Source organism: Anaeromyxobacter sp. Fw109-5 (assembly GCF_000017505.1).
In the GTDB taxonomy this organism is placed as follows: domain Bacteria; phylum Myxococcota; class Myxococcia; order Myxococcales; family Anaeromyxobacteraceae; genus Anaeromyxobacter.
On record NC_009675.1, the window covers coordinates 3,873,459 to 3,892,443 of the forward strand.

An 18,985-nucleotide genomic window follows, 5' to 3' on the forward strand; every position below is an offset into this window, starting at 1 on the left:
GACCGCCCGCTCGACGGGGCCGACGACGAGCGCATCGATGAGCGCCGCCGCGGTGAACGATAGATCCGCCGGCTCGAGCGCGTGCTGGTTCCGGAACGCTGGTCGAGCGGGAAGTGGCGATACGCGAAGAGGAGCCAGCCTGCGAGGACGCGCCGTACCGCCTCCACCTCGGGGTTCGCGGGGGCACAGTACGGGCACTCGTAGTCGCCGTACTCGACGAGCTGGAGCGGCGCGTCGCGCCCACCACGCGGTGCCCGTCGCCCAGGAGCCGCACGGCCATGTTCCCGCCCATCCGTCCGAGCCCGACGAACCCGACCATGGTCGACACGTAATCGGAGGAACACGGCGCGTCTCGATCACGGAAGGAGTCGTCGGGGCGACCCGGCGATCGCGGACGCGTCGCGGCACGGTGAGCGGAGCGTACGCACCTTCGTGCGAGGAGGATCCGCATGACCCCCGCGACGGACCGCTGGGCACCCCTCGCGACGCAGCTTCGCGCCGACAGCATCCGGGCCACCACCAGGGCGGGGTCCGGGCATCCGACCTCCAGCCTCTCCGCCGCCGACCTGATGGCGGTCCTGCTCGCCGGCCACCTGCACTACGATTGGCGGCACCCGAGGAGCCCCGACAACGACCGGCTCGTCTTCTCGAAGGGCCACGCTGCGCCGCTGCTGTACGCGATGCTCAAAGCGGCAGGGGCGATCTCCGACGAGGAGCTGCTCACGCTCCGGAAGCTCGGCAGCCGGCTCGAGGGGCACCCCTCGCCGCGCCTTCCCTTCGTCGAGGTCGCGACCGGCTCGCTCGGGCAGGGACTCCCCATCGCGATCGGCGTCGCGCTCGCCGCGCGGCTCACGCGCCGCGATCTTCGCTGCTGGGTGCTCCTCGGCGACAGCGAGATGTCGGAGGGGAGCGTCTACGAGGCGCTCGAGCTAGGCGGCCACTACCGCCTCGCGTCGCTCGTCGCGATCGTGGACATGAACCGCCTCGGGCAGCGAGGACCGACCATGCTCGGGTGGGAGGGGGAACGCTACGCCGACCGCGCGCGCGCCTTCGGCTGGAAGGCGCTCGTCATCGACGGCCACGACCACCCCGCCATCGATTGGGCCTGCTCCGAGGCGGAGCGCGCCGACCGGCCGGTCTGCATCGTGGCGCGGACGAAGAAGGGGGCCGGCGTCGCGCTCCTCGAGGACCGGGAGGGGTGGCACGGCAAGGCGCTCTCGGAGGGCGAGGCGAGGCTCGCCCTCGCGGAGCTCGGGAATCCTCGCTGCGACCTGGTGATCGAGACGCCGCTCCCGCGGCGGAGCTCGCCCCAGTGGTCCCCGCGCCGTGGCGCCTATCAGGCGCCGCGCTACGAGCCCGGGTCCAGGGTAGCGACGCGCGAGGCCTTCGGGGACGCGCTGCGGGCGCTCGGGGACGCGCGCGACCACGTGGTCGCCCTCGACGGCGAGGTCAGCAACTCGACGTACTCGGAGAGGTTCGAGAGGGCGCACCCGGACCGGTTCTTCGAGCTCTACATCGCCGAGCAGGCGCTCGTGTCCGCCGCGGTGGGCATGCAGGTCCTCGGTGCCGTTCCCTTCGCGTCCACGTTCGCCGCGTTCGTCACGCGCGCGTACGACCAGCTCCGCATGGCCGCGATCTCGCGCGCCCGCCTCTGCCTCGTGGGCACGCACGCGGGAGTCTCGATCGGCGAGGACGGGCCGTCGCAGATGGGGCTCGAGGACCTGGCGATGATGCGCGCCGTGGTGGGGAGCACCGTGCTCTACCCGTCGTGCGCGACGACGACCGCCGACCTCGTCGGCCAGGCGGCGGATCGGGAGGGGATCGTGTACCTGCGCGCGACCCGCGAGAAGACGCCGGTCCTGTACGGGCCCGGGGAGCGATTCCCGATCGGCGGCAGCCGAGTCGTGCGCGGGTCGAGCGCGGATGCGGCCGCGGTGATCGCGGCCGGGATCACGCTTCACGAGGCGCTCCGGGCGCACGACCTCCTCAGGGCGGAGGGGATCGCCGTCCGCGTGGTGGACCTCTACTCGGTGAAGCCGATCGACGCGGCGACGGTGGAGGCGTGCGCCAACGAGTGCAGCGGGCGGCTCGTGGTCGTCGAGGATCACCGGCCGGAGGGAGGGCTCGCCGACGCCGTATCGGAGGTGTTCGCCGAGCGGCGCGGCCCCGCGATCTTCCGCCTCGCGGTGCGCGGAATGCCGGGGTCAGGAACCCCCCGCGAGCTCCTCGACGCGGCGGGCATCGGCGCCGCCGCCATCGTCGACGCCGTGAAGCGGGCGACTCGGTGAGGTGATGTGAGGTGAGGTGACGCGGCTCCTGCCCGGATCGGTGGCCGAGCGCGTGGTGCGCGAGGCGCCCTGCCCCCGTGCTCGTGTTGCGCTGCGCGAGCGGGATCGTCAGGCGGCGGCGGCCCGCGCGCCGCGCTCGCGTACGAGCCAGTAGGTCACGCCCACCGCGATCACGACCGCTGCGAGGGCGAAGATCTGCATCGCGTCGTACTCCTTCACGTCGAGGATGATGAACTTCCGCGCGAGCGCCAGGATCGCGATGAGAAGCACCGTCTGCACCTCGATGATGTGAGCTCGCCCGGGCGCCACCCTCGTGATCGAGTGCCGGAACTCGAGCGCGATGAGCACGGTTGCAATCTCCCCGAACACGACCTGAAAGACCTTGTGGTCGAGCGGGTTCAGGAGTCCGGCCATGAAGAGGGACAGAACCTCCCTGGAGAGTCTCCAGACCGCGATGATGACGACGGCGGCGATCAGCCACGCGATGATGAGCGCCACCGCCTGCTCGAACCGCTCGTAGACCCCGAGCGTGAGCCAGTTGGCCTTGAACTCCGCGAAATGCTTGCGGCGTGCAGGTGTTCCCATGATGCGCTCCGGTCAATCGCTCACTCCCGGCGTTCGCGCGGCGGCTCCGCACGACGCGGAACCGGCAGGTACTCCACCGCAGGCCTCCTCCGCACCGGCTGCGGGTACAGGCTCATGAGCTGCATGAACTCGGCGGGCACGTCGGACCGGACCTTGAACCCGAGCCGCTGCGCCTGCTCGAACGTGATGGGGTAATCGTGGGTCCACGTCCCCGTGGACAGCAGCTCCGCGAGCTCACGCGACTTCTCGGCAGATACGCTCCTCGTGAACAGGTCCTGGACGCTCTCGCGGATCTGGTTCACCGCCTTCTCGGCCACGTCGGCGAGGACGAGCGTCTGGTCGTCGATCTCGGCGATCGGCTTCTTCGAGACGACCTTCAGGAGCGACGCCGCTGGGTACTGGCCGAGCTGGGGGTCTACCGGGCCGAGGACGGCATGGCGCGACATCAAGATCTCGTCCGCGGAGAGCGCGATGAGCGTCCCGCCCGACATCGCGTAATGCGGCACGATCACCGTCACCTTGCCCTTGTGGTCCCGCTCCGCCCGAGCGATCTGGAGCGCCGCGAGGACGACCCCGCCCGGCGTGTGCAGGACGATGTCGAGCGGCACCTCCGGGTCCGTCAGCTCGATCGCGCGCAGGACGTCCTCCGAGTCGTTGATGTCGATGTACCGCATCAGCGGGAAGCCGAGCAGGCTCATCGTCTCCTGGCGGTGGACGAGCAAGATGACGCGCGATTTGCGTCGGCGCTCGATGCGCGAGATGAGGCGCTGGCGCGAGCTCTCGAGGAGGCGCTGCTGGAGCACGGGCTGCAGCGCCGAGAGCATGAAGAAGAGCCAAACGAGCTGCCCGATGTCCATCCGCCTACCTCCAGGCGATCGATGACGGGACATCGCCTCAGGTCGACCACGCTCCCTCGATGCCGAGCTCGTCGCGCTCGAACCGACGCGGGGTCGGGTCTTCGGAGCAGGAACACTCGGTGAAGCAGCGCCCCCGCCGCGAAACCGCCGATGTGGGCCCACCATGCGACCCCTCCGACGTCGGCAGGCGCAAGGCTCGCGACCGTTCCGCCGACGAGCTGGGTCAAGAGCCAGAACAGGAGATAGACGACGGCCGGAAGCTCGAAGAAGAACGGCAAGAACAGGATTGGCAGCACCGCGATGATGCGTGCCCCGGGAAAGAGGAGGAAGTAGGCGCCGAACACGCCGGCGATCGCGCCCGAGGCGCCGACGGTCGGGAGCGTGGAGTCGACGTTCGTGAGCCAATGCGTGACCCCGGCCACCACGCCCGTCAGGAGATAGAAGACGAGGAAACGCCACGGCCCCATCCGATCCTCGACGTTGTCGCCGAAGATCCAGAGTGACCACATGTTGCCGATGATGTGTGCCCACCCGCCGTGAAGGAACATGCTGGTGACGAACGGCCAGTAGTCGTCCGTCGGGAACCCCAGCGCCGATGCCCACTCCGGGTGGCTGAAGCGCGCAGGGACGACCCCGAACAGGTGGACGAACCGCAGCAGCTCGTCCGGAGGGAGCGTGAGCTCGTACAGGAACACCGCGACGTTCAAGGCGATGAGCGCCCAGGTTACGACGGGCGCGCGGCGTCTCGGGACGGTGTCGCGGACCGGGATCATCGCAGCGCCTCCTACGGTCCGTGCGGCGTCGACGCGTGGCAAATGCGGGACGTCCGCGCGCCCGCCCCACCGTGAGCGCGTGAACGAAGGACGTGGAAGGCGCGCTCTCGCCTTCCACCCCTTCGGCCGGTGGGCCTCACACTCCCCGTTCGTCGGGGGGCCGTGGGCGTCGATCGCCCGGGAGGGTCGGAGCTGGGACCGGGCGCGGCGGGTCAGCTGCCTGACCCGCCGAGCCGGAGCGGCTCCAGACCGGGCGTCACGCCCCTCGAGGCAATCCGAGGCCCGCTCGCGTTTCCGGCCTCGAACGAAGGAAGCAGGTTCTCTGCGAGTCTCCGTTCGGCTCCGCTACATCGGTAATCATCCCGACTCGCCCCGCAACGCACGCGGTCGTCGTGTGCTCGAGACGACTGCGCCTGGGTCACCGGTGACGCCCTGGCGCACCGTGCCGTTCCGACCTCCCTGCGGCGGGCTCGCCAGCCTCCTTGGCCGCTCGGCGCTTCCGATCGGCTGAGGGTGCGGCGGCCGCTGCCGCGCTGGGGCGCTTCTCCCACCGGACCTTGTCCGCGTCCTTGTCGTAGAAGAACCGGACGGTGTCACCCGACGTCACGCCGCCGCGCAGCATCGCGGAGGCGAGCTCGGTCTCCACGAGCGAGCGGATCTGGCGGCGCAGCTCGCGCGCTCCGTACTCCGGCTGGTATCCAATCTCGGCCAGGTGCTCCACGATCGAGTCGTCGAACTCCAGCGTCAGTCCCTGGCCGTGGGCGGTGCGCTTGACCCGCTCGAGCTGGAGGCCAACGATCTGCCGGATCTGCTCGCGGTCGAGCGCGTGGAAGACGATGATCTCGTCGATCCGGTTCAGGAACTCTGGCCGCAGGTGGCGCCGGAGCACGTTCAGGAGCTCGTTCTTGAGCTGCGCGTAGTCCTTCTGCTGCGCGGGCGCCGCCCGGAGGTTCTCCTGGATGAGATCAGACCCGATGTTGCTCGTGGCGATGATGATGGCGTTGGCGAAGTCGACCACCCGGCCCTTGCCGTCCGTGAGCCGCCCGTCCTCGAGGACCTGCAGCAGCACGTTCTGGACGTCGAGGTGGGCCTTCTCGAACTCGTCGAGCAGGATCACGCTGTATGGCTTCCGCCGGACGCGCTCGGTGAGCTGTCCGCCCTCCTCGTACCCGACGTACCCCGGGGGCGCTCCGATGAGTCGCGCGACGGTGTGGCGCTCCATGTACTCGCTCATGTCGATGCGGACCATCGCGTCCTCGTCCCCGAAGACGAGCTCCGCGAGCGCCCTCGCGAGCTCGGTTTTGCCGACGCCGGTGGGTCCGAGGAAGAAGAAGGTCGCGACCGGGCGGCGCCGGTCCTTGAGGCCCGCCCGCGCCAGCCGCACGGCCTCGCTCACTGCATGCACGGCCTCGTCCTGGCCGATCACGCGCTGGTGCAGCCGCTCCTCCATCTGAAGGAGGCGCTCCCGCTCTTCGGTGGTCAGCTCGGTGACCGGGATGCCGGTGAGCTTCGAGATGATCTCCGCCACGTGCTCGACGCGCACCTCGGCGCTCCCGGACCCGCGCGCCTTGTTCCACTCCGCGAGGTTCGCGTCGTACTCCTTCTGCCGTTCGTCGAGCCGCTCCTCCAAGCCCTTCGCGCGCTCGAAGTCCTTGCGGGAGGTGGCGTACTCCCGCTCGCGCCGGAGCTGCTGCAACTCGGTCTCCGCCTCCTGCAGCTCGGGCGTGCGCGACGTGAGCCGCAGCCGCACCCGCGCCGCCGCCTGGTCGATGAGGTCGATGGCCTTGTCGGGCAGGAATCGGTTGCTGATGTACCGATCCGACAGCTCGGCCGCCGCGGTGATCGCCTCGTCGGAGATGGTGACCTTGTGGTGGGCCTCGAAGCGGTCGCGCAGCCCGCGGAGGATCTGGACGGTCTGCTCCACCGTTGGCTCGGGCACGATCACGGGCTGGAAGCGCCGCTCGAGGGCGGCGTCCTTCTCGATGTGCTTCTGGTACTCGTTCAACGTGGTCGCGCCGATGAGGTGCAGCTCGCCGCGCGCGAGCTGCGGCTTGAATGTGTTCGCGACGTCGAGCCCGCCCTCGCCGCCCGCCGCGCCCGCCCCGACGATGGTGTGCAGCTCGTCGATGAAGAGGATGATCTTCTCCTGTTGGGCCGTCACCTCATCGAGCACCTGCTTCACCCGCTCCTCGAACTGCCCCCGATACTGGGTCCCAGCGACGAGCGAGTTCACCATCAGCTCGACGAGCCGCTTGTCGCGGAGCGCGTCCGGCACCTCGCCGTGGACGATCCGCTGGGCGAGCCCCTCGACGATCGCGGTCTTCCCGACGCCCGGCTCTCCGATGAGCACCGGGTTGTTCTTCTTGCGGCGGGCGAGGACCTCGGTGACCGTCTCGATTTCGGACGCCCGGCCGATGACCGGGTCGAGCTTGCCCTCGCGGGCGAGCCGGGTGATGTCGCGGCTGTACTTGTCGAGGTTGGGCGTGTCGCTCTTCTCCTCGAGCCGTCCTTCCTCCGCCCCCTTGCCGACGACGTGCACCGTCTGCTGGCGCAGCGCCTGCGGGGTGAGGCCGTAACGGCGCAGGAGGTCCCCGGCGATCCCCTCCTCCTCGGCGAGACCTATGAGGAGGTGCTCCGGCCCGACGTAGCTGTGGCCGAGATCGCGGGACACGTGGAACGCGTGCTCGAGCGCCCCCTTCACCCGCGGCGAGACGCCGACCTGCTCGCGCCGGCCCTCCTTCGCCTCGCGGCGCGGGCTGATCTCGTCGAGCTGGCGCTTCAAGTCCTCCGGCGAGAGCTTGAACCGGCTCAGGATCGCCTGCACCACGTCGTTGTCGGCGAGGGCGAAGAGCAGGTGCTCGGAGTCCACGTCGCGCGCGCCGCGGTCGACCGCGGCACGCGCGGCCTGCTGCAGGATTTCCTCGCCCTGTGCGCTCAGGAACTCGGTGATGTCGACGGACTCGCGGTCGCGACGCCGGCGCTGGCGCCCGACGCCGCGCGGAGCGAGCCCCTCTTCACCGAAGAGCCCGCCCATGAGGTCATCCCCGAACAAGCCGCCTCCGAACAGCGACTCGAACGGCGTCGCGTTCTGCGCCTGCAGCCGCGCGTAGTCCTGCTCGCAGACGTTCATCGTCCGACGGCGGCCATTCTCGGAGACGGTCACCCGCACCGCAGCGGGCCTCCGATGGCAAATGTCGCACAGCGCTCCGGCATCACGTTCTGCCATGACGTACCTCCCTCGCCCGGCCCTTCCGGCCGTGGCTTCATCCCGACCCCTTCTCCGCCGGCCGCTCCAGGCCGAGGGCTCTCACCTCGTCACCGGGACGGCCCCGGGGGGCGCCTCGCGCGTGGACGACCGTCCCCACGACCGCAGGCGCACGCCCAGCGCGATGAGGAGCGCGCCGAAGACGATCGCGTACGCGCCGATCCAGAGGACCACCGCGAGCGCGCCCGCCCCGGGGAACAGGACGAGGAGCACGCCGAAAGCGATCGACAGGACTCCCGCGAGCACGAGCAGCCACTCGCCCCTGATCTGCTTCCGGAGCCGCACCGCCGCGATCACCTGCGCGATCCCGGTGACGATCGCCCAGGCGGCGATGACGACCAGGAGCGCGAGGGCGGTGATTCCCGGCAACACTAGCGTGAGCACCCCGGCGACGATGCTCGCGATGCCCTCGAACACGAGCGATCCCCAGCGCTGCTCGCCGGCTGGCTTCCGCGCGGCGAGGATGAGGTCGATGGCCCCGTTCACGATCGCGTACGCGCCGAACATCACGACGAGGGCGAACAGGCTCGCCCCCGGCCAGATGAACGTGAGGATCCCGAAGATCACTCCTGCGACGCCGCGCAGGACGAGCGTCCACCAGCGCTCGGCCAGCACCATCGCCGCCCGCGCGTGCATTCCCGTCGGAGGCGCTCCCGTCATCGAGGTCATGTCGCCCTCCCGTTGTCCGTGCAGGCGGCACGGCGTCAGTGCATGCTCGCCTGCTTGCCTTCCTGAATCTCGACGCGCTTCCCGCGAGCCTTCTCCTCCGACGTCCGAAGCGACACCTCGAGCACGCCGTTCTCGAAGTGCGCCTCGGCGGTGTCCGGATCGACGCCCTCGGGCAGCGGGATGACGCGACTGAACGCTCCGTAGATGCGCTCGGCGCGGTACGTCCCGGACCTCTCGACCTCTCGTTCCTGGCGGCGCTCGCCCTCGATCACGAGCGCTCCGTCCTGGACCTCCACGCGGACGTCGTCCTTCGAGAGCCCTGGCAGATCGGCCCGAACCACGAGCTTCCCCTCACGCTCGAACACGTCGACGTCCGGCGCCCAGAACGCCTCGCGACCTGCCGACCGCCGTTGCATCTCGCGCCTGCCCATCGAGGCCTCCCCGCCCCGGGACCCGAACTCCTCGAACAGGCGATCGAGGTCGTCCATCATCCGGCGCATGAACGAGAACGGGCTCGCCCCGAATCCCGGGATCGCGAGCGCGCCGGGCTCGTACCACGCGCGCCGCGAGAGGCCCCGGGACGTCTCCCGCTCTCCGCCTTCCCGCTGCTGCGACGGCCCGCCGGCCGCTCGCGCCTGTTGCTCGCTGCCCTTTGCTCCCCCCTGTGCCTGACCCTTCTTTGCCGACTCGTCGGTGCCACCGGCGGTGCTCTCGTTCGGCATGATTTCTCCCCTGCGGGCGCAGAATCCCAGCGCCCACCCAGCGCAAAGCCCTGAACGTCGGGATCTTTGGCGTTGATGATAACTATGGACACGCCGGGTCGGGCGGAGCCCCACAGCCCCTAAGCGCCGCGAGCGAGAGCGCGCTCGGTCTTCACCGCGCGTCTGCGCTCCGCCTCGACGTACGCGCCGGAGCGCGGCGCTGGCACGGGCGAGCTGCCCCGACAACTGGACCACGACGCTCGCCTACAGCGTGACCGCGAGCTGGTCGACGACCTCCCGCACGCCCGGCGCGAGCCAGGCCTCGCGCTTGGCCTCCTCCTTTTCGCCGCACACAACGCCCAGGACGTCCTCGAGCACCTCCACCCGCAGCTCGCCGTCCGGAGAGTGGTCGACGATCGCCCTTCCGACCGGCAGGCGCAGCTCTCTCGCGATGGCTGCGGGCGAGCGGCGGATTCCGCGCCCCCGAGAGGAGCACCGGTTCCATCGCCTCCTGGGGCGACCAAACCTGGTCATCGCGTCCCGGGCACGTCGTCTCGGGCGGCGTCCGGCGCCCCTGCTCGCCGTGGGGATCGTCCACACCATGAGGCCAGGGCACGAGAAGGAAGCACGTCATGAAGCCGCAGCTCGCATACGAGGACCTGGAGTTCCTGCGCAGCGACGAGGCGCGGCCGCTCCGGATCCTCGCGGAGTACCTCGGGCCCTTGCGGCGCTTTCATCGCGAGAACATCGCGGACACGATCGTCTTCTTCGGGTCGGCTCGGCTCGATTCGAGCGGCCCGCTCGGTCGCTACTACGACGAGGCGCGAGAGCTCGCCCGTCGGGTGACCGCGTGGTCGAAGAGCCTGCCGTCACACGCGCGCCGATTCATCGTCTGCTCGGGCGGAGGTGGGGGGATCATGGAGGCGGCCAACCGCGGCGCCTCCGATGCAGGCGGATTGACCATCGGTCTCAACATCGGCCTGCCGCACGAGCAGCGGCCGAACCGCTGGGTGACGCGCCAGTTGTCCATCCAGTTCAACTACTTCTTCATGCGGAAGCTCTGGTTCGCGTACCTGGCGCGCGCGCTGGTGGTCTTCCCGGGAGGCTTCGGCACGCTGGACGAGCTGATGGAGATCCTGACCCTCGCCCAGACGCGCAAGCTCGATCGGCGGATCCCCGTCCTCCTCTACGGGCCCCGCTACTGGAACGAGATCGTCAACTTCGAGGCCCTAGTCCACCACGGCATGATCGCGAGGGAAGACCTCGATCTGTTCGCGTTCGTGGACGACCCGGCCACCGCCCTCCGCCTCCTGCAGGCGAGGCTCGCGCCGGTTCCGGAAGAGGCCGCCCCCGCCCTGGCGCACTCGCGGACGCCTGACGAACCTTGAATCCATGCCCCGCTGCCCGCCCGACCTGGAGTGCCCCGCCGACCCGTGCGCCATCGTCATCTTCGGCGCCACGGGCGACCTCACGAGGCGCAAGCTCCTCCCGTCGCTGTACCACTTGTGGACGAACGGGCTGCTGCCCCGCGACTTCGCGCTCGTCGGCGTGGTCCGCAGCCCCATGGACGACGACGGCCTCCGCGACCTGCTGAGCGTCGCCGTCCGCGAGTTCTCGGCGCGGCCCGTCGACGCCGCGGCGTGGGCCGAGTTCCGAGCCCGCATCCACTGCGTGGCGTGCGACGTCGAGAGACCCGAGACCTTTCGCCTCCTGGGCGAGCGCCTCGCCGAGCTCGATCGCGAGCACCGCACCGGCGGCAACGCGGTCTTCTACCTGGCGACGCCCCCCGACGCGTTCGTGCCGATCGTGCGCAGGCTCGGCGAGGCGGGCCTCCCCCGCGAGGAGGCCGGCCGCTGGCGCCGTGTCGTCGTCGAGAAGCCGCTCGGGTACGACCTCGACAGCGCGCGCGCGCTCAACGACGCGCTCACGGCGGTACTGCGCGAGGAGCAGATCTTCCGCATCGACCACTACCTCGGCAAGGAGACGGTCCAGAACATCCTCGTGTTCCGGTTCGCGAACGGCATCTTCGAGCCGGTGTGGAACCGCCGCTACGTCGACAACGTCCAGATCACGGTCGCGGAGGAGCTGGGCGTCGAGGGACGCGGAGCCTACTTCGAGCGCGCGGGGGTCCTCCGGGACGTCATCGAAAACCACGTGTTCCAGCTCCTCACGCTCGTCGCGATGGAGCCGCCCTCCACCCTGGCCGCCGAGGCGGTGCGTAACGAGAAGGTGAAGGTGCTCGACGCGATCCGCCCCATGCAGCCCGAGGAGATCCTCGCGGCGGCCGTCCGTGGCCAGTACGGCGAGGGCGTGGTGAACGGGCGCCCCGTGCCGGCCTACCGGCAGGAGAAGGGCGTCTCGCCTCGGTCCAGTACCGAGACCTTCGCGGCGCTCCGGCTCCTCGTGGACAACTGGCGATGGGCGAGCGTCCCCTTCTACGTGAGGGCCGGGAAGCGGCTCGCGCGGCGCGAGACGATCATATGCACCGAGTTCAAGAGCCCGCCGCTCCAGCTCTTCCGCGGCGCCGGGGTGGAGAGCATCGACCGCAACCGCCTCGAGATGCGCATCCAGCCCGACGAGGGCATCGCGCTCAAGATGAAGGCCAAGATCCCGGGACAGCTCATCCGGCTGGCGGACGTGGACCTCCGCTTCAGCTACGAGGACTTCGGGCCGCAGGTGCCCGCCACCGGGTACGAGCGCCTCCTCTACGACTGCATGGTCGGGGACGCGACCCTCTTCCACCGCTGGGACGAGGTCGAGGCCGCCTGGCGCATCGTCACGCCCATCCTCGACCTGTGGGCGAGCCTGCCCCCCCGAGACTTCCCGAACTACCCGGCGGGCGGCTGGGGTCCGCCGGCGGGCGACGCGCTCCTGCGCAGGGACGGCCGCCGATGGGTGAACCCAGCCTGACACGACCTCGGAGGCGTGTGTCATGGGGGACTGGAAGACGTTCTGCTGCGCGCTCGATTTCTCTGAGCACTCGCGGCTCGCGATGCAGGAGGCCGCCGAGCTCACGCGCCGGCTCGACGGGCAGCTCGAGCTGCTCCACGTGCACCCGCTGCCTCCGCCGACGGTCGCCATCGAGGCGCTCCCGGCATCGCCCGACGTGCTCGAGACCGTGCTCCGCGAGCTCCGGGAGACGATGGCGCCGTGGGAGGAGGAGGCGGCGCGAATCGCCGGGCGCCCGGTTCGCTCGACGGTCACACCGGGCAGCCCCGCCGACGAGATCGTGCGATTCGCGCGCGAGCGGGCGACGGACGTCGTGGTGCTCGGGACCCACGGCCGGGCGGGCCTCGCGCGGCTCCTGCTCGGATCGGTGGCCGAGCGAGTCGTGCGCGAGGCGCCCTGCCCCGTGCTCGTGATCCGGCGGCGCGAGACGGCTCGTTCCGCCCCTACAACGTGACCAAGAGCTGGTCGACGACCTCGCGGACGCCGGGCGCGAGCCAGGCTTCGCGCTTCGCCTCCTCCTTCTCGTACCAGGAATGGACGCGCCCCTTGAGTACGACGCGACCGTCCTGGACGTCGACCGTGATGTTCTTCGCGTCGGTCTCGGCGGCGCGGACGAGCGCCTCTTCGATCCGGCGCTTCACGTCCTCGGGGTTGGTCTTCGGCTTCACCATGATCTGGTTGAGAACGCCTTTCACCCCCGTGATGTCGCGAACCTTCTGCTCGGCCGCTTCCCTCTGGTAGTTCCACTCCACCTCACCGTGGAGCGTGATCCAGCCCTGGTCGACCGTGAGCTTCACGGTGTCGGGGATGTCCCACGAGTACTCCAGGGTCTGCCTCGCCGCCTTCGCGATGTCCTCGTCCGACCGTTCGCTCGCGGCGGCCAGCTTCACCTCGAGCTTGTTGACGACAGCCTTCACGCCCGCGACTCGTAGCGCGATCTCCTCTGCGGTCCACTTCTTCGTATAGCTCTCGACCGTGCCGACCAGGGTCACCACGCCGTCCTTGACGGTGACTCCGATCTCCGTCGGCCGGATCCGGGCGTCCCACTCGAACTCCTGGAGGACGCTCCGCTGGATATCCTCGTCTCTGAGAACCATGTCTACCCTCCTCACTGCGACGTTCCGGCTCGCTCGCTGCGCGAGCGGGATTCTCGTCTGCTCAATCTGCTGCGCACGGCTCCGAGGTGCATCCGTCGCCTGCGTGCTCGCGCTCGCCGCTTGTGCCACACAGCAGACCGGCAGCGGGACGGGGCTCGGGGTGGCGCAGACGGGCACGCCTGTCCCATTCGACTGGGCGAGCGACGACGGTCGGTGGACAGACCGGCACGATGACCGCAAGGGTGCGTTTCGTGCGGGTTGATTCTGAGGCGTCCGAGTCCATCCTTCGGGCGTGGCGCTCTTTCGGGATCGACGCGACGCGGGTGAGAAGCTCGCGGACTGGACGCTCGAGCGAGCCGATGAGGTCGCGCTAATCCTCGCGAGCTGGGGCTCGTCCGGGGCCGCGGCGGAGAGTGCGCCGTGATGGCGTTCGTTTCGTGAACGGAGAAGACAATGCCGAACACAGGACATCCCTCATTCGACAAGACCGTCGAGAAGACCAATCGAATCCTCAAGGACATCGAGCAGGCCATGCAGTGGCCGAAGGAGCGGCGAAGCCAGTCGTACGCCGCTCTGAGGGCGGTCCTGCACGCGATACGTGACCGCCTGACCGTCGAGGAGGCCGCTCAGTTCGCGGCCCAGCTGCCTATGCTGGTCCGCGGCCTCTACTACGAGGGCTGGGACCCGACCCGCGTCCCGAGGAAGATGAGCCGGGCACAGCTCCTCGAGCGCGTCCAGCAGGAGTTCCCCTACAGCGTCGAGGGCGGCGTCGAGCGGCTTGTCCACGAGGTCCTCCAGGCGCTCAGGCGCCACCTCACCGAGGGGGAGTGGGAAGACGTCGAGTCCAGCATGCCCAAGGACCTCGTCCCGCTGATGCAGTAATCCCCCCGCGCAGTACCCGTCACCGCGCGCGGCACCGCCAGGTGCCCCCGGCCTCCGCGCTGGCCGTATCCCCCCGGAGCTCGGCCGTCGATCGTCCGATCGACGGCCGACTCCGTCATCGCTCCTGGCGCGCTATTGCCCCTGTCGGATCACGACGGTCCGCCCGGCGAGCCCCTCGAGATCGATCGTCATCTGACCGGACACGTTTCCCAGGTCCTGACCCGCGACGATGTCGCGCGCCGGCCCGGAGACGCCGCCCCCGGGAACGTTGCCGATGTCAACGTTCACCGAGGTCGAGTCGCGCCCGTAATTGAGCGCGGTGACCGCCAGCCCGCCATTGTCCGGGAGCCTCATCACCAGGACGACCACGGCCTGGTTGTCCACGTTGGGCACCGCGACCACCTCGGACTCGTGGATGCGGTTGTCCTTGCGGGCCCGGAGGATCGTCTTGAGCTGGCTCGCGAACGAGTCCGGATTCCCGAGCTGCTCCGGCAGCGGACCATAGAGGGTCTGGGCCTTCGGCAGCCCGAACGCGCTCGTCTGCGCGTTCGGGTCCGCGCCCATCAGATCGACGCCGCCGCGGTTGATCCACCGGAAGTCGCCGTCCGCGGTCCGTTCGGCCACGGTCTCCTCCCGGAGCGGCAGCGCGCCCACGAGGTCCCAGGCCGAGACGGCGAACACGCCGGGCTGCATCGCGTTCGCCATGGCGACGAGGATGTGTGCGCGCTGGATCTGCCCGACCTGGTCGGGGGTGGCGTTGTACGGGTCGCGGACCCCTAGCGCAGGGGCGATGAAGCCCGCGATGGTGGTGGCGACGCCGTCCTGCTCCGGGCGATACAGCCGGTTGAAGGGCGCGGCCTCTCCGGCGACTCCCGCGCGCATCTCCTGCAGGATCTTCTCCTTCAGCTGAGGGCCGGTCGTGGTCTCGCCGCCCAGCCGGATCTCGCCCTGGGAGCCCAGGTTCACGAGCTGGTACGTGATCTCGTCGTGGTTCTGCAGATCGTGGATGAGCTCGCCGTGCTTGATTTCCTTCTCGAGCAGGAGCTGGTGCTCCAGTCGGCACGGTCGCGCGTCCTGGGTAATCACCGGATGGAAGCACTCGGCGCGGGTGAAGAAGTCGTAGCCCAGGTCCGGACCGTGCGTCCCGAAGTCCTTGAACTGATCCATCGGGACGTTGAGCTCCTGGAACGACCAGCCCCCGATCTTGCGCAGGAACATCGCGATGTCCTCCGTGCCAAGCTCGGCGAGCGGGGTATCGAAGTAGTCCGTCAGCGGCTGATCCGGGTTCGGCTCGATGCCGAGGAACGGCACCGCGTCGAGCCGCACGAAGAGGTTCCTGAGGTCATGGACGTGCCGGACCGCGTCCCCCTGGACCGCGCGGCGCCCGGCGTAGGACGGGTCGAGCCAGTTGAGCGCGGGCTGGCCGGGCTTGAACACGTGGAGGTACACCGAGCGTCGCCGATTGCCGTCCACGTCGGTGACTTCCGGGGTGGCGCTCCAGCCGCTCCAGGTCTTGGCATCCGGATGGGCGTCGGCGGAGTTGATGAGGCCCGGGATGTAGCCCTTGTTCTTCAGCTCCACCGCGGCTTCCTTGGAGACTAGCGCGGTCCCGTAGGGATCATCGACGTTGGGGAGCAAGCCCCAGTCCTCCTGACGGATCGCGACCATCGTGTACATGCCGGGATAGTCCTTGTAGCCGCGCTCGGCGAGCCGGAAGTCGGCCCCGAGGCCGGTGTGGAGCGGAACGAGGTCGCCGCCGACCCACCCGCCCCGCTCCTCGGCGACCTGGACCATCTGCCGGTAGTCCTCCTCGGTCCCGAGCTGCGGATCGATCTCCAGCGAGATGCGGTCGAACCAGCCGTCGATGGTCGGGGTGTACTCGCGGTCCCGGATTCCGCCGGCTCGCAAGGTCGGATTGGTGTGGATCGCCTCGATGCCGACGTCCCGGAACGCGTCCCAGAGCTGCGTGCTTCCCAGGGTCCCGATGACCGACTTGCCGGGCTCGGGGATCACGGAGCCGGGATAGTAGAGCACCCACACCGAAGCCCTGCGGACGAGCTCCTGCGGCTCCCGGTCGAAGTAGTCGTTCCGCCACTGGTCACCCATGCCGGAGATGGCCTCCGACTGCTGCCCCGCCTGGAAGAGCATCGAGCGGGGCTCCAGGAACTGGACGTACTCGTTGACGTCCTGTTGAGCAACGGCTGCGTTGAACCCGACGAGCGCCGCCAGCAGGCCAGCGATCAGCGTCGGCCGCCGGACGAGACGGCGCATGGTGTTGCTGGACATGGTTCTACCCCTCCTCCACGTCGCACGATCGCGAGATAGCGAGACGCGCGAGCGAGACTTGACGAAAGGTAGATGCTGCGCGTCACCCTGCTCGCGTGGACGCCCTCTCCGCGAGCCGCCGCTGAGCTCACGAGTGCGGTCCGGGTCGGCGCCTCGCGCGGAGAGAGCACACCCGCCTGGCGACGAACGACAGCAACCGAGCGTCACGTCCGCCGGCCGTGAGTTGCTCCTCGCTCGCGGCTCCAGCCGATCAAGCTGCGCGCGCCGCGAGGCGGACGCATGTTGCCGAGGGGGGAAGATGCCGGACCGGTCGGCCGTAAGGAGCAGGTCGTGCTTCGCCATGCCGCTCCCCGTCGCGGTGGTGGTCGTCGTGGCGCTCGTCGGCTGCGCAGCCCGCGCCGCCGCCGCGCCCGTCATCGACCTGCTCCCAGACAAGGCACGCTACGCGCCCGGAGAGGAGGTGACGCTCACCGCACGCGTCCAGGCCGGCACCGAGGGGGAGTTCGTCGGCCCGGTCGCGATGTCCGTCTACCACCTCGACGCCGTGGTCCACGCCGACCGCCAAGAGGTTCGCGTGGCGCCCGGCGCGACGGGCGACGTCACGTTTCGCTGGACGCCTCCGACGGAAGACTTCAGCGGCTACCTCGCGGTCGCCGACGCGGCGGGCACCGCCGCGACGACGGCCGTGGACGTGAGCTCGTCGCCGTTTCGCTACCCGCGCTACGGCTACGTCTCCGAGTTCGACCCCGCCCTCTCGCCGCAGGAGCGCGAGCGCCGCGTCGAGCGGCTCTCGCGCGAGTTCCTCGTGAACGTCTACCAGCTCTACGACTGGGGCTGGCGCCACGAGAAGCTCGTCGAGACGGGACCCGACGGCCAGATCGTGCCGACCTGGACGGACCTGTTCGGGCGTCCCGTCGCCTGGACAGCGATCACGGGGTACGTGGACGCGATCCACCGGTACGGCGCCGCGGCGATGGGGTACGTGATGGTGTACGCGGCGCGCGAGGGCTACGCCGAGCGCTGGCCCATCTCGCCGGCGTGGGGGCTCTTCGCGCGAGAGGGCGCGCAGGACCAGCTGCACGTGCAGTTTCCGAACGACGTGTTCCTCTGGCTCTTTGACCCCATGAACCCGGGCTGGCAGTCCTGGGAGATCGCGCAGTACGTCGAGGCGGTGCGCCTCGCCGGGCTCGACGGCGTGCACATCGACCAGCTCGGTCCGCGCTTCGACGTTCACCTGGCAGACGGCACGAGCGTCGACCTAGCGGCCCGCTTCGCGCCGTTCCTGGAAGCGACCAAACGCCACCTCATGCAGGGCCAACCCGATCGTTCCGCGTGCACGTTCAACCTCGTCGACGGCGCGGTGGATGGGTGGGCGACGCGCGAGGTGGCGACTTCCTATCCGTGCGACTTCCTGTTCAGCGAGATCTGGTTCGAGGCCGACAGCTACGACGATTTGCGGCGGTACGCCGAGTACCTCCGCGGCCTGAGCGGAGGGCGCGCGGCGGTGTTCGCGGCGTACGCGCAGTACGGCGAGGAGGTCGGGCCGATCCACGAGGCGGAAGCGGCGCGCCTGCACGGCGTGCGGGTGGCGTCGGACCACCTGGGCTACACGGGGACCGGCTTCGTCGCGGCGCTCGAGATGGCGGGCGCCGCCATCACGTGGTCGATCGAGCTGAGTGAGCCGCAGAACGTCTCCCTCGTCTTTCGCTTCGCCAACGCGAGCGGCCAGGTCGCCCGGCGTCAGGTGTCGGTCGACGGCGCCCCCGTCGGAGAGGTGAGCTTTCCTTCGACCGCCGAATGGAGCGGCTGGTCCTCCGACGCCTACGTCCCGACGACGCTCGGGGCAGGGCGCCATGAGATCTCGCTGTCGGTCCGCCCTGGAGACGCCGGCGCGGTGAACGTCGACCACCTCGCGCTCGGCCGCTTCGACGAGCAGGCGTTCCAGCTCGCTGACGCCGTGATGTTTGCGAGCGGGGTGACCCACATCGAGATCGGCGACGACGTCGCCGGGCTGGCGCACGAGTACTACCCGAACCTGTCGAAGAGCATCACGCCCGAGCTGCAGCGCGCGATGCGCCGCTACTACACGTTCTCGGCGGCGTATGAGAACCTGCTCTTCGCCCCCGAGGTCACGCCCGTCGATCCGGCGACGGCGCCGCTCGAGCTCCTCTCGGGACAGCCGCTCGGGACCCAGGGCGCGAACGTCATCCACCCGATCTTCCGGCGTGCGCCCGATGCGGAGATCGTCCACCTCGTGAACCTCATGGGCGTGGACGACGACCGCTGGCGGAACGTGGCCCCGCCTCCCCAGCCGCAGACGGACCTCCGCATCCGATACCGTCTGCCCGCGGGCTCGCGCGCGATCGGCGTGTTCGTCGCGAGCCCGGATCTGCAGGGTGGCCGTCCAATGCCGCTCCCGTACACCACGAGCGAGGACACGAGCGGAGCGTTCGTGGAAGCGACGATCCCGCGACTCGAGTACTGGAACATGGTCGTCATCCGCACGGCCCCCGTCGGCGAGCAACCGTCGCCACCGCCGTGACTCATTCGCACGGTCGCCGCGCCGCGTCCCCCTTCGGACGCTCCCGCGCAGGCCTCGGCGCGGGCATCGTCTTGACATCCGTCGAGTTCAC

14 protein-coding genes and 2 pseudogenes are annotated in these 18,985 nt (G+C 69.8%); 6 read left to right on the forward strand and 10 right to left on the reverse strand.

Going from position 1 to position 18,985, the window contains the following annotated elements; translation table 11 throughout:
• Nucleotides 1-95 precede the first annotated feature (95 nt).
• Nucleotides 96-233: pseudogene (locus tag ANAE109_RS26185) on the reverse strand (DsbA family protein); the annotation flags it as partial.
• Nucleotides 215-508: pseudogene (locus tag ANAE109_RS26190) on the reverse strand (NAD(P)-binding domain-containing protein); the annotation flags it as partial. The pseudogenes ANAE109_RS26190 and ANAE109_RS26185, both read right to left, overlap by 19 nt.
• Here ANAE109_RS26190 and ANAE109_RS17005 point away from each other — a divergent pair.
• A complete protein-coding gene (locus ANAE109_RS17005) occupies nt 444-2,288 on the forward strand; it encodes a transketolase (protein WP_255342636.1) in 1,845 nt (614 codons plus the stop codon). The pseudogene ANAE109_RS26190 and the gene ANAE109_RS17005 overlap by 65 nt on opposite strands.
• Before the next feature lie 108 nt (nt 2,289-2,396).
• Here ANAE109_RS17005 and ANAE109_RS17010 read toward each other — a convergent pair whose 3' ends face one another.
• From ANAE109_RS17010 to ANAE109_RS17035, 6 genes are all read right to left on the reverse strand, one after another.
• Nucleotides 2,397-2,873, reverse strand: coding sequence for a phosphate-starvation-inducible PsiE family protein (locus ANAE109_RS17010; RefSeq protein ID WP_012098122.1), 477 nt, complete (start codon nt 2,871-2,873; stop codon nt 2,397-2,399).
• Nucleotides 2,874-2,893: 20 nt separating this feature from the next.
• The gene (locus tag ANAE109_RS17015; RefSeq protein WP_200860868.1) at nt 2,894-3,676 is read right to left on the reverse strand and encodes an ATP-dependent Clp protease proteolytic subunit; all 783 of its coding nucleotides are present in this window, start codon (nt 3,674-3,676) and stop codon (nt 2,894-2,896) included.
• On the reverse strand, nt 3,568-4,503 hold the full coding sequence (locus ANAE109_RS17020; protein ID WP_200860869.1) for a rhomboid family intramembrane serine protease: 936 nt from the start codon (nt 4,501-4,503) through the stop codon (nt 3,568-3,570). The genes ANAE109_RS17015 and ANAE109_RS17020 overlap by 109 nt, the downstream gene beginning before the upstream one ends.
• Before the next feature lie 418 nt (nt 4,504-4,921).
• Nucleotides 4,922-7,729 (reverse strand): ATP-dependent Clp protease ATP-binding subunit, encoded by a 2,808-nt coding sequence (locus tag ANAE109_RS17025; protein WP_012098124.1) that lies wholly within the window; start codon nt 7,727-7,729, stop codon nt 4,922-4,924.
• A gap of 81 nt (nt 7,730-7,810) precedes the next feature.
• Nucleotides 7,811-8,437 (reverse strand): HdeD family acid-resistance protein, encoded by a 627-nt coding sequence (locus ANAE109_RS17030; protein ID WP_012098125.1) that lies wholly within the window; start codon nt 8,435-8,437, stop codon nt 7,811-7,813.
• Nucleotides 8,438-8,472: 35 nt separating this feature from the next.
• Nucleotides 8,473-9,159: an Hsp20/alpha crystallin family protein gene (locus ANAE109_RS17035; protein ID WP_012098126.1), complete on the reverse strand. Its 687-nt coding sequence runs from the start codon at nt 9,157-9,159 to the stop codon at nt 8,473-8,475.
• Nucleotides 9,160-9,770: 611 nt separating this feature from the next.
• On the opposite strand from ANAE109_RS17035, the gene ANAE109_RS17040 reads away from it, so the two are divergent.
• Genes ANAE109_RS17040 through ANAE109_RS17050 form a run of 3 tightly spaced genes read left to right on the forward strand, consistent with a single transcriptional unit; the run spans nt 9,771 to nt 12,541 of the window.
• On the forward strand, nt 9,771-10,526 hold the full coding sequence (locus ANAE109_RS17040; protein WP_012098128.1) for a TIGR00730 family Rossman fold protein: 756 nt from the start codon (nt 9,771-9,773) through the stop codon (nt 10,524-10,526).
• Nucleotides 10,527-10,530: 4 nt separating this feature from the next.
• Nucleotides 10,531-12,048 (forward strand): glucose-6-phosphate dehydrogenase, encoded by a 1,518-nt coding sequence (gene zwf / locus ANAE109_RS17045; RefSeq protein ID WP_012098129.1) that lies wholly within the window; start codon nt 10,531-10,533, stop codon nt 12,046-12,048.
• A 22-nt stretch (nt 12,049-12,070) separates the two neighbouring features.
• Entirely contained in the window at nt 12,071-12,541 is a 471-nt protein-coding gene (locus tag ANAE109_RS17050) for a universal stress protein (protein WP_012098130.1), read from the forward strand.
• On the opposite strand, the gene ANAE109_RS17055 is transcribed toward ANAE109_RS17050, so the two are convergent.
• Nucleotides 12,531-13,184, reverse strand: coding sequence for a BON domain-containing protein (locus ANAE109_RS17055; protein ID WP_012098131.1), 654 nt, complete (start codon nt 13,182-13,184; stop codon nt 12,531-12,533). The genes ANAE109_RS17050 and ANAE109_RS17055 overlap by 11 nt on opposite strands.
• Before the next feature lie 453 nt (nt 13,185-13,637).
• Here ANAE109_RS17055 and ANAE109_RS17060 point away from each other — a divergent pair, with 453 nt between their 5' ends.
• Entirely contained in the window at nt 13,638-14,066 is a 429-nt protein-coding gene (locus ANAE109_RS17060; protein ID WP_012098132.1) for a DUF2267 domain-containing protein, read from the forward strand.
• A gap of 132 nt (nt 14,067-14,198) precedes the next feature.
• Here ANAE109_RS17060 and ANAE109_RS17065 read toward each other — a convergent pair whose 3' ends face one another.
• Complete coding sequence (locus ANAE109_RS17065) at nt 14,199-16,352, reverse strand: trehalose synthase (RefSeq protein WP_012098133.1); 2,154 nt, start codon at nt 16,350-16,352, stop codon at nt 14,199-14,201.
• 340 nt (nt 16,353-16,692) lie between these two features.
• Here ANAE109_RS17065 and ANAE109_RS17070 point away from each other — a divergent pair, with 340 nt between their 5' ends.
• Nucleotides 16,693-18,894 carry a glycoside hydrolase family 66 protein gene (locus tag ANAE109_RS17070; RefSeq protein WP_049768620.1) on the forward strand — a complete coding sequence of 734 codons (2,202 nt, stop codon included), beginning with the start codon at nt 16,693-16,695 and terminating at the stop codon, nt 18,892-18,894.
• Nucleotides 18,895-18,985 lie beyond the last annotated feature (91 nt).